Consider the following 11,613-nt stretch of genomic DNA (forward strand, 5'->3'; position numbering starts at 1 on the left):
GCGCGGTGGAACCACACTGAACCCTTCCCGAACTCAGAGGTGAAACGCTGTTGCGGCAACGATAGTTTAGGGGTAGCCCTACGCAAAAATAGCTCGGTGCCAGGCATATTTATACAAACTAAAAGCCTCCTCAAATTGAAAATGAGAAGGCTTTTATTTTTTAATTATTTCTTTTGACTTTCACTCTTTCTTCTATTTAGTTATCCCTCTTCTCTTGGCTCCAACAAAATGTCTATGGATGACTCACTAGAGTGAGTTTTTACGCGAAAATCAGTGAGATTGCCACTTTTCTTCAGCCAAGAATATAGGTAAGGACTAAATTCTCGCCACGATCGCCAACCTATCCAAACTATAAATAAGGCTATTACCAGCCAAAACAGGAATTTCAGCAACTCACCAAGCCTTGGGCTAATTGACCATCCAGTAGGTAATTCTGGTAAAGCCCGTTCAAAGCGGTAAAACTGGTATTCCCACCATTCTCCTGGTTGTTGTTGGAATTGAGATAACTGCCAACTCAAGCTAGTTTCTTCAAAAGTATCTGTACGGCATAGAGAGGGGTAGAGGAGTAGATAAGTGGGAGACAAAGGGCACAAGGGAGAATAACTTATGCCCTATGCCCAAAACTATTGACTAATGACTCTTGACTCTTTTTTTATCATTATCCAGCCGATAACAACAAGTAGCGCACCGAATGCAAGAAATCCTAGATCCCAAGCTAACTGATTTGGGCCTGGTTTCACATGATGGACACCGAGAATTTGGTGGTCAATTAAACCTTCAACCAAGTCAAACAAACCAATCCCAATCAATATTGACCCAATAAAAGTCTGTGATGACCAAGGAACATCATCACGCCCTCCGGCACGCCATAGCAACACAAGTCCTATCACGGTGAATACCCAATTCAAGGTATGAAATAACCCATCCCATACCATGTTCAAATCTATATTCGCCATGTTTGTCAAAGGTCGAATGTTACTAAGCATGTGATGCCACTGGAGGATCTGATGCAGTAAAATTCCATCAATAAACCCTCCAAGACCCACGCCAAGAAAAATTCCAGAGGTAATTAGTGGTGTGCGTCGATTGAGGGTTTCATTTTTCGCCTCCATTGTCAACCTCATAGATAGGCTTTCTTTCAAAAATACAACTCTTTTGGAAGAAAAATCTCTATCTTGAGGCAAGTAAGATCGTTCAACTTAAATTAATCAATCTTCAAATTTAATCTGCATACCCACTTTTATTGGGTCGAAATCTTGGGGAAAATGGGTACTGCGATCGTAGTCTGCTTTTTCCAGCTTTGCTCCTTTGAGATCGGCTTGGCGGAGATTCGCTGACATCAACAATGCTCCCCTAAGATCGGCATCCCTTAAGTTAGCTTGACCCAGATCGGCGAAACTCAGGTCAGTTCCTCTAAGATTAGCGCCACTTAGGTTAGCTTCACTAAAGTCTGCATAACTGAAATCAGAACCTTTCAAGTTAATGGCTTGCAAATCGGCATTACCTAATTCCGCTTTACTAAAGTCCCGTTTTCCTGCTGCATAACTCTCCACAAGAGTAGCGGCAGTATTTATGGGTTGTTGAGAATTCACTTCAGGCATATAACAGCCTCACAGGTTATCACTTCCATACTAAGCTCGACTTTATCCATTTAAGCTGCATAAACAGCCAGAACCCTCAAACCTAATCTGGTATTTTCTCCTTTTACTCGTGTCATGTAGGTTTTTTTGATTGATCTGGTCACAATCATTGATAAAACATGGATAAACTGGGTATTTGTCTGTTACGTGGAAGAAATTGTTGTAAAAATCTTGTGACTTTTGTACTAAGTTGTTATGACTTTGGTATGAAGCCATTTTGACTTTATTCGTATATGTAGGGTTGTGTTGCAAAAATTGCTTGAGAAAAAATGTAATAGCTTAGAGCTTCAACTTGATTTTACGAAGGCGATCGCAGTTTGTCTTTAAGCCAAAAGAAATATTTGGACTCAGACATTTAAGCGATCGCCTCAACTGAAATTTAAGCAGCACAAAAAATCGGGGCAGGTGATAAACCCGCCCCGACATCTGATATACTACGCCCAACGGCTTTTGCTACAGGCTTTAAACTATCAACTAAATGCACCATATCTTCTAAAGAGAGGGCTTGGCGGGCATCAGAAACAGATTTTTCTGGTTCTGGGTGACATTCAATAATTAATCCATCTGCACCGCAAGCGATCGCAGCCCTAGCCACAGGTGCTACTAGTTACCGTTTACCGACCGCATGGGAAGGATCTACAATCACAGGCAAATGAGTTATTTGCTTGAGTGCTGCCACTGCCCCTAGATCTAAGACATTGCGAGTGTAATCATCAAAGCTGCGGATACCGCGTTCGCACAACACCACATCAGGATTACCGTGGCTGAGGATATATTCAGCAGCCATGACGAATTCTTCAATTGTCGCAGCTAAACCACGTTTGAGTAGTATTGGTTTACCAGCTTGCCCCAAAGCTTTGAGTAAGTCGAAGTTTTGCATATTGCGGCTACCAACTTGCAGCATATCAGCGTGGGCGGCGACTACTTCAATTTGAGAAATTGACATCACCTCAGTGACAACTGGCATAAGGTAATGCGATCGCACTCTTGCCAAAATCTTCAATCCTGACTCACCCATCCCCTGGAAAGCGTAAGGAGATGTGCGAGGTTTGTAGACACCGCCACGTAACCCTTGCACCGATGCAGTAGATAGTTTTTGGGCGACTATCTCCATTTGTTCTAAGCTTTCAACGGTGCAAGGGCCGCCAATAATTACCAGTTCTTCGCCTCCGAAAGCGACTTTTTCTGAAATTTTAACGATTGTCTGGTGGTTGGGATGAGATTGTGCGGCAAGTTTGGCATTAATCATGATTTCATTCTCCTGAAAAGTTAAAGATTGGGAATTAGGGACTGGGAATTAAGGTAAGAGTTGTTTTCCAGTCCCCAGTCCCCAGTAACAAAAAAGCCCGGAACCTTTGAAAAGTTCCGGGCGCGTTCTGATTCATCGACATGACGCTACTTACCCGGAACTTACTCTGGGCCAAAAGTAAAAGCCATAAAACCAGCTACTTAAATAAGTCATGACGATGAAATTCTCCTTAAAACAACAAAAACCGCAGAGTTAGCTCTGCGGTTCACCGGGCGGTTTCCATTAGGAAACTCGATTCACTCCCGGTGAACCACCCTATACCAAAAATAAAAGTAGGAATTTGTGTCAAGCATTTGTGCGGCTTTTGCTGGAAAACTTAATAAATATGCCTATTTAAGCTAACATTAACAGGAAGATTAGGTGGTGTCAAGACCCCCAACAAACCATAAAAAAGCGATAGACTCAGTACAACTGTAGGAGTGAAGATCCGCTGGCAATACTTTGCCTTGAGCCGTCTTGCGTCTACATGAATTGCCCTACGACAGATGTGGTTTTTCAAGTCATCTATATTTGGTATTTCTTGCGAATGCGTAACTCCTAAAAATATATATACAGTAGTTTACTTTTGAAGTGAGATACAAAATGCAGGACTCAAAACCAGATATATATAAAGAGTTTCTATCTTCTGCCTCCAAACCTGTAACTTTATACTTCATGGAAAAAAACTGCTGTAATTTTCCTGACTTGTCACTTTAACTTGCGAAAGCTAATTGCAGACAATTGACAATGGCTACACATTATTCTTACCCAATTCCTCATTAGCCAGATCAACTTTTTAGGATCATCAGTTTCATTATGCCCAGTTCCAAAATCTTAGCCCAATCTTTCGACTATTATGGAGTTTACCCCTGCCCAGTCTGTCGGATAGGTAAGATTTCTCACATGCCGTTGATGGAAGCTATGGCTTGTGACTTTTGTCAAGAGATTTTTACAGTCAACTTAGAAATACAGCAAATCAAGATGCCATCTAGGCAACCACCCTTAACTTGGCGTTGGAATGGGTTTAGTTGGACAGAAGGCCAGTTAGAAGGGGTGGAATTAGGTTGGGGTTATGGATTAGCAGCAGCAGTTTTTGTAATTCTTCCCACTACTCTAATTGGCATAGTAGCTTACTATTTTCCTGCTAATCTCAAAGAACCTATTACCTGGATGCCCTATATTTGGACTATATTAACTTTCCTATCACATTTATCAATTGTTGTTTGGATTGTGATTGAAATTTATCAGATTCCAGTTGCAGCATAATTTGAGAGCGATCGCTCGATGGAGAAATGGGGAGATGGGAAGATGAGAAAGTAGGAAGTTAGAGTAGCAGCAAAGAAATATCCAATGCCCAATCCCCCACGATCGATGACATAATGATGCAGCGAATAAATAGCTCCATCACTGATAATTAAGTTGATTGTCCACCAAAATATCGTATGAGCGATCTGGAGCGGTACTATAGAATTTTGGAATTAGAGCCTGGAGCAACACTTGAGGAAGTGAACCAGGCTTACAAAGATTTAGTCTTTGTTTGGCATCCCGATCGCATTCCCAAAGACAATCTCCGTTTACAGCAGAAAGCACAAGACAAGCTGAAAGCCATAAATGAAGCTCGTGAAAAGTTGCGTTCTCTAAAAACCAAACATCAAACCACATCTAATTCACCTTCACCTCCACCTCAACAGCAACCACCATCTCAAACAATCCAGCCACCACCAAAGCAAAACTCAGATTTGAGTGGCAAAGACTACAGTCGGGCAAATTTGAGCAACAAAGACTTATCTGGCAGAAATCTGAGTTATGCCAATTTGAGTGGTGCTAATCTCAGTGACACTTTTATGCACAAAGTCAACCTCAGAGGTGCGAATTTATCAGAAGCAAACTTATTTCGAGCAAACCTCCTTTTAGCGGATCTTCGGGAGGCGAATTTACGCGCGGCTAATTTGATTGGAGCGGATCTCAGTGGAGCCGACTTGCGAGGAGCCGATTTGACGGGAGCGCGAATTCGCTCTGGTGAGCGCCTTTTGGTTAAACTAATTGGCGCTAACTTAGCTGGGGCAATTATGCCTGATGGTGCAATTTATCAATAACTAAGGTTGCGCTACGACATCGAGTAAGGTAGCACAGATGTGCTACCCAGTTTTTTTAGTGGAAGTACCTAAGTTGGAACGCATAAGTAATACTGTGCGCCTATTTTGCGGTTAAATCATCAATTGCGATCGCCTAGTTAGTTTTACGGGAACATAACATAAAATCTTTAGTCATTAAGCAAGTACAGATTAAATATCCAAGGCTTGACTAAGAAGTTAAAAGTCAAAAATTAGAATTAATTAGAGGCAAAATATCGCTAATTGTAGACTGCTAAATATTTTATTTAGTGAGGGAAACTCTTGTTTTTTCTCCAGCAGTAATACATAAATTGCGTATTTATTCTGACTCACGATACTGACTTTTGTTTAGATACTTCTATCAGGAATTCAGTTTAATTCTAGTTACCTAAACTTCAATATCCAGATGTAGCTTCGGCAGGTTAAACAGCTAACCTTTCGATAGCTTTGAGTTTTTGCTAATAGCTTTAATAGACTATGTTTAGGCTTTTTGAAGCGAATTAGTCCATTTTACCAATTGATACTTGCCCTATTAATGCGTTGATTATTTCACCGGAAATAAGTTTATTGTAGATTCTTTATCCATATCAAAAATCCAGCAACTTGTTATAAGTTATACATGGGTTTGTCTGCCCATTTAAATATGGTTGATACTGATTTTTTAACAATCAGTTTTTCGGAATCAGCCGCAACAAATTTGGAACTAATACTGTCCAAAATACTTCAAACAGGTGAGTTATGAATAATCAAAATTTCAAGACAACATCTATCAACTGTATCAAAGCTTTTCTAGCTGCGGCTACATTGATAACAGCTTCTGTCGGCCCTGCTTTTGCTAACGACAAAGTGGAAATTGTAAGTGCAGAATATGGTGGTAATGGCTGCCCTGAAGGATCTGCTAGTGTAAGTGTCAGTCCCGATGGTCAAGAGCTAAGTATTCTATTTGATAAGTTTATAGCTGTAGGCAATAAGGCAGAAGAAAGACGCAAAAGCTGTAACTTAAGCATTCCAATAAAAATCCCCCAAGGCTTTCAAATTTCCCTCTACGATGCTGATTATCGGGGCTATGTTGCTCCTGCCACAACTGGCAGACTCAGAGCAGAGTACTTTTTTGCTGGTCAGCGTGGCCCTGTTTTTTCTCGGACATTTAAAGGCGAAAGTGATTACAACGTTCGCGATCAATTAGTAACTGTGGCTAATGTTTGGTCACGCTGTGGCGACAGTGTAAATATGCGGGTGAATGCTGCAATGACTGCCAGTGGTCAAGGGATGGCGACTGTTGACTCCTTTGACCTCGCCCACCGAGGGTTAGTTTATCACGTCAAATATCGTCAGTGTCGTTAAGTCTTTTCAAAGCTGCGAGCAACAAACTTTTAGGTAAATAGACCACGCCATAAGGGCACAGCAATGCTGTGCCCTTATGGCAGATGTGGTTCAAATACATGAAAACTGCTGTAATAGAACTTAGGCAAAAAGGCAGTAAAAGCCTTGATTTTTCGTAGGGGCAATTCATGTACGCGCAAGGTGGCTTCCCGCAGGGGATTGCCCCTACATTTCGTACTTGATGCGTAAGTCCTAATTTAAGTTTATGCACTAACGATTTTGGTAGTATTCAAGCTTTCAAATTTGTTAATATCAAATATTTTGCAGTCGGGAATCTAACCTAGCCCGATCCATTCCTACAACCTACCTGTAAAATTGAATATGACACATCAAGGCTTTAGGCACTGTGAACTTTTTTATTGGTTGTGCTGTTTGGGCATATAAAGGTTGGGTGGGCGAACTCTATCCCCAAGGGACTCGCACTACCGATTTTCTCCATCTTTACAGTCGTCGCTTCACCACTGTAGAAGGTAACACCACCTTTTATGCAGTGCCTAACCAAGAAACTGTAACTCGTTGGGCTGCCGAAACCCCAGCAGGTTTTGAATTTTGCTTGAAATTACCGCGAGATATTACTCATCAAGGGTTGCTGCAACCTTATATTCCGGCGGCTTTAAAATTTCTGGAGGGGATGCGCCCTTTAGGTAAGCGTCTTGGCCCGATATTTGCCCAGTTACCACCGAGTTATGCACCTACATTGCTTGAAGATTTGACTAATTTTCTGGAAGCTTGGCCGCGTACAGACGCACCTCTAGCGCTGGAAGTTCGTCATCCTGACTGGTTCAGGGAACCCCATGCTAGTAATTTGACGGCGCTTTTAGAAAAGCTAGGTGTAGGACGGGTCTTGTTAGACTCACGTCCCATTTATACTGGAGATGATGACCCCCAGTTGCAATCGGAACGGCGGAAACCAAAATTACCGTTGCAATTGAGTGTCACAGCACCTTTTACTTTGATTCGATTTATTTCCCATCCAAATTTATCAGTGAATCAGCCCTTTATGGAAGAATGGCTAAGGCAGATTCAGCAATGGTTACAGACGGGAGTGCGAGTTTATTTCTTTGTTCATTGTCCAATAGAAGCGCGATCGCCTAACATAGCGCGTCACTTCCAACAGCTATTAGAACAGAGTAATGTACCAGTTCCACCCCTACCTTGGAATAATCTTGAGCATCCTCCCAATCAGCTGAGTTTATGGTCTACATAACACGGTGTGTTAGGTTAAAGCCTTAACACACCTACTTAAATATTTACTTTATAAATAGTTTCTTATTTAATCTACTTTCATGACGAAGTTTTGCAGTGAAAAAATAACAAATTATGTTTTTGTTGTAAAACATTAGTTTTAAATACTTTTATAAAATACCCAAAAGTATCTAACTGCACAAATTTGCTATCACTATATTTTTCCTAAATGGCAACCAAGGAGCGCGTAACTTATGACTATTAAAGATTCTAAGGATAATGTTCTGATGAGTAGATAAATAATTTGATATTCAGCAAATAAATTAGTGAGATGTATGTTATGGTTTTTATAGGAATCAAAACAGTGAAAACACAAAAAGACTTCAAGACAAGTTTGAGGCAAGCTCAAGAAAGTTTTTTTGCTCTGGTAAGTCCCCCTTAAAATCGCTACATCTTTTTGTAACAAAAATCTAAAACTAGATTGAGTAGGATCGTAGCCTTTGTAACAACTTGAAGTCAATTGAAATTTATCTGGGTCTAAGCCAATAAGAGTTGGCTAACCTAGCTAGAGCATTATTACCTACCAAAGGCGATTACTCTTGGAGTCTGGGAAGAAAGACTCTTAGTACAGCCTGACAAATCAATAGAAATACAGAATATTTACAAACTTAGTCTTGCGGGGGCAAACATTTTCAACCGCAAGACTAAGTTGAAGCAGTTGCTGATTTTTAGAACGCAAATTTCAAGCAGAATGGTGTCGTTCCACAATTTTCAGGAATTTACCATCCTGTCAAAAGTCACCTAGATATTATCTAAGCCAGAGTGTTAGGGATTGCCTGTGCAGGCATTATAGTACTGCACCTATAGCTATCACTTTTTGGCTGGAATTTATCCTGCTGTATCAATCACGAAACGAGAAGCGCTATAGAGGTTCTTGGCGACTTGACATCTGCAAAATCAGAGAAGTTGCAGCGACCATTTAGAGTGGATTGCAATTTGGTTGGTTGTGTGGTTCATGGAACAAATCTGCGTTCGTTTGAATTCCTGCTGCAACCACTCTTGAGGCTTGAGCAACCATTTGGGATTCTGTTACAACAACTGACAATGCTGAAGTCAATGTTTTAAAGGCTTCTTTATTAGGAGATGGAGATTTCTCTATCCCTTGAGCGATCGCTTTGTGGGTAAATATGTTCTGATTTTAACTGTTTTTGTCGGGGTGTGATGTCTAGTAACAAGTTGCTACACGTCAACGCCAACAGGCTCTACTTCCCTACGTTCCAAGGGTGAATATCTCATATCAAGCTTCCAAACCCATCAATTAAATCATTGTAGGAAAACACAACCATGACTGACGAAAAAATTAGACAAATAGCTTTCTATGGTAAAGGCGGTATTGGTAAATCTACCACCTCTCAAAACACCCTAGCAGCAATGGCAGAAATGGGTCAGCGCGTCCTGATTGTTGGTTGCGACCCCAAAGCTGACTCTACCCGTTTGATGCTACACAGTAAAGCTCAAACAAGCGTTCTTCAATTAGCTGCTGAACGTGGCGCTGTAGAAGATATTGAACTCGAAGAAGTAATGCTGACCGGTTTCCGGGATGTCCGTTGTGTGGAGTCTGGTGGCCCTGAACCTGGTGTAGGTTGCGCCGGTCGTGGTATTATCACCGCTATCAACTTCTTAGAAGAAAACGGTGCTTACAAAGATGTTGACTTTGTAAGTTATGACGTTTTGGGTGACGTTGTGTGCGGTGGTTTCGCTATGCCTATCCGTGAAGGTAAGGCACAAGAAATCTACATCGTTACCTCTGGTGAAATGATGGCGATGTATGCTGCTAACAACATTGCTCGTGGTGTTCTCAAGTATGCTCATACTGGCGGTGTGCGCTTGGGTGGTTTGATTTGTAACAGCCGTAACGTTGACCGGGAAATCGATCTTATCGAAACCCTGGCAAAACGCTTGAACACCCAAATGATTCACTACGTACCTCGTGACAACATTGTGCAACACGCAGAATTGCGCCGGATGACTGTTAACGAGTATGCGCCTGACAGTAACCAAGCTAATGAATATCGGACATTAGGTACAAAGATCATCAACAACAAGAATCTGACTGTCCCCACACCTATCGAGATGGAAGAGTTAGAAGATTTGTTGATTGAATTTGGTATCCTCGAAAGCGAGGAAAATGCTGCAATGTTGGTTGGTAAGACTGCTACTGAAGCACCTGTATAGTACCAATTAGACAATGATCTAGGGTGGGCACTAAGCCCACCCTTTCCCCAATTTTTGTTTCAATCCCCAATAGGGATTTTGATGAATTGCAATAGCACGTACACAACTGCTACAAACTGATAATCCAGGTTTCAATCCCTAATAGGGATTTTGATGAATTGCAATTTAGCGGTAATGAAGCTATGGGGTCAATTTTTGAGTTTCAATCCCTAATAGGGATTTTGATGAATTGCAATTGATGGATTGCTCCTATCCCAAGAGCGAAGTCGGGTTTCAATCCCTAATAGGGATTTTGATGAATTGCAATATTCTGGCACTGACATTAGTTGTGGAGTTTCTCCGTTTCAATCCCTAATAGGGATTTTGATGAATTGCAATTCGCCGTCTTCTGGCGACATCTGAGTTACTTCAAAGTTTCAATCCCTAATAGGGATTTTGATGAATTGCAATCTTAATCTTAATAAAGCACCAGTTGCCGCTGTCCCGTTTCAATCCCTAATAGGGATTTTGATGAATTGCAATCTTTAATAAATTCCCTCTGTGAATATGCATTTTCTTGTTTCAATCCCTAATAGGGATTTTGATGAATTGCAATAAGATTGTCAGGGTGCAAAATATAATTGAGAACATGTTTCAATCCCTAATAGGGATTTTGATGAATTGCAATCTACCCAGCACTCTGCATCTGGTTAGCACGGCTCGTTTCAATCCCTAATAGGGATTTTGATGAATTGCAATTTGCAAAGGTTGTTTAAGGTTTCAAAAGGAACTGTTTCAATCCCTAATAGGGATTTTGATGAATTGCAATATTCTGATTTATTGCCATCACTACCACCACTTATACGTTTCAATCCCTAATAGGGATTTTGATGAATTGCAATGGCAGGAGGCTGAAACCCAAGCTGTATTTAGTTTTCAAGGTGCAGTTTCGCGGTTCAAGGGCAATCATAGCATTAGAGGATTCGTTTGGAAAGAGCGCCAGGAAAATTTAAAGGCTGAAATCGTTTTTTGATAAGCATTTCAGAGATTGCGCGGATGAGGAGTAGGCAACTAATGGGTTGAAAGCCTTACTGAAGTTGGGATAGAAGCACTTTTTTGAGGCTGTGGGATTTGTACACCTACCCCTCCGCGCATTTGAGATGGAGGAACCTAGCCAGAAGCGGATTCAGCAAAGAAAATTGTTTCGTCTCGTGGCTGTTCTCCGCCAATACGTTCGATTTTTCCCTGACAACAGCCACAGAGAAAATAAAAGCGCACGCTGTCGGTGTCGGGTTTAATCAATTTTGCTAAACGCGATCGCAGTTTAGCATACTGAGTGGGAGTGATATCACATTCAAACACACTCAGTTGCATCCATTGTCCGTAAGATTTGAGAATTGAATGGATTTTAGTTCGACGCTTATCTTCTGGAATGTCGTAGCTGACAACAATATACATGAAGGGAATGGGGAATGGGGAATGGGGAATTGGGAATGGGGAATTGGGACAAGGTAGACAAGGGAAGGGGGACAAGGTAGCAATATTTCTCCCTTGTCTCCCCAAAGCGATTGATTATTTTTTATTTGGAAGTCCCTTATTTGAGAACTAAAGGGGGATATTTATCGATTTGGTTCATGAGGTACTTACTTAATAATCTCGCCTGAATCCCCAGAGAGTAAACTGGAAACGCACATGGGAAAACAGCGCACATTTGCCAGTACATTATCAACGCCTGCTAGAAGATAATGGACATAGCGCGGGGAAGGGTAAACTCTTTCTCAGTGGGGGA

Annotated in this window: 8 protein-coding genes, 1 rRNA gene, 2 pseudogenes and 1 CRISPR repeat array; of the genes and pseudogenes, 6 read left to right on the plus strand and 5 right to left on the minus strand. The window is 41.3% G+C overall.

Annotated features, from left to right (window positions below; translation table 11 throughout):
* Positions 1–105, plus strand: a 5S ribosomal RNA gene (gene rrf / locus CDG79_RS36105); the annotation flags it as partial.
* Positions 106–200: 95 nt separating this feature from the next.
* Here the strand turns inward: rrf and CDG79_RS36110 are convergent.
* The 4 genes and pseudogenes from CDG79_RS36110 to aroF form a co-directional block, all read right to left on the minus strand.
* Positions 201–518: a hypothetical protein gene (locus CDG79_RS36110; protein ID WP_189525251.1), complete on the minus strand. Its 318-nt coding sequence runs from the start codon at positions 516–518 to the stop codon at positions 201–203.
* Between the two features lie 105 nt (positions 519–623).
* Positions 624–1,112: a DUF2243 domain-containing protein gene (locus CDG79_RS36115; protein WP_094346389.1), complete on the minus strand. Its 489-nt coding sequence runs from the start codon at positions 1,110–1,112 to the stop codon at positions 624–626.
* A 96-nt stretch (positions 1,113–1,208) separates the two neighbouring features.
* A complete protein-coding gene (locus tag CDG79_RS36120; RefSeq protein WP_094333124.1) occupies positions 1,209–1,601 on the minus strand; it encodes a pentapeptide repeat-containing protein in 393 nt (130 codons plus the stop codon).
* Between the two features lie 418 nt (positions 1,602–2,019).
* Positions 2,020–2,904 (minus strand): annotated as a pseudogene (gene aroF, locus CDG79_RS36125) (3-deoxy-7-phosphoheptulonate synthase); the annotation flags it as partial.
* Between the two features lie 840 nt (positions 2,905–3,744).
* Here aroF and CDG79_RS36130 point away from each other — a divergent pair.
* From CDG79_RS36130 to nifH, 5 genes and pseudogenes are all read left to right on the plus strand, one after another.
* Positions 3,745–4,240: pseudogene (locus tag CDG79_RS36130) on the plus strand (hypothetical protein).
* A 130-nt stretch (positions 4,241–4,370) separates the two neighbouring features.
* Positions 4,371–5,024, plus strand: a complete 654-nt coding sequence (locus CDG79_RS36135) for a pentapeptide repeat-containing protein (RefSeq protein WP_094346391.1) — start codon at positions 4,371–4,373, stop codon at positions 5,022–5,024.
* A 756-nt stretch (positions 5,025–5,780) separates the two neighbouring features.
* Complete coding sequence (locus CDG79_RS36140) at positions 5,781–6,386, plus strand: DUF4360 domain-containing protein (protein WP_094346392.1); 606 nt, start codon at positions 5,781–5,783, stop codon at positions 6,384–6,386.
* A gap of 385 nt (positions 6,387–6,771) precedes the next feature.
* Positions 6,772–7,632 carry a DUF72 domain-containing protein gene (locus CDG79_RS36145; protein WP_094346393.1) on the plus strand — a complete coding sequence of 287 codons (861 nt, stop codon included), beginning with the start codon at positions 6,772–6,774 and terminating at the stop codon, positions 7,630–7,632.
* Between the two features lie 1,322 nt (positions 7,633–8,954).
* On the plus strand, positions 8,955–9,845 hold the full coding sequence (gene nifH, locus CDG79_RS36150; protein ID WP_094346394.1) for a nitrogenase iron protein: 891 nt from the start codon (positions 8,955–8,957) through the stop codon (positions 9,843–9,845).
* Between the two features lie 56 nt (positions 9,846–9,901).
* Positions 9,902–10,726: a CRISPR direct-repeat array (repeat unit 37 nt; unit sequence GTTTCAATCCCTAATAGGGATTTTGATGAATTGCAAT).
* A gap of 268 nt (positions 10,727–10,994) precedes the next feature.
* On the opposite strand, the gene cas2 is transcribed toward nifH, so the two are convergent.
* Complete coding sequence (gene cas2 / locus CDG79_RS36155; RefSeq protein ID WP_094346395.1) at positions 10,995–11,282, minus strand: CRISPR-associated endonuclease Cas2; 288 nt, start codon at positions 11,280–11,282, stop codon at positions 10,995–10,997.
* Between the last annotated feature and the right edge of the window lie 331 nt (positions 11,283–11,613).

Origin of the sequence: Nostoc sp. 'Peltigera membranacea cyanobiont' 232, assembly GCF_002245985.1 — a bacterium.
In the GTDB taxonomy this organism is placed as follows: domain Bacteria; phylum Cyanobacteriota; class Cyanobacteriia; order Cyanobacteriales; family Nostocaceae; genus Nostoc.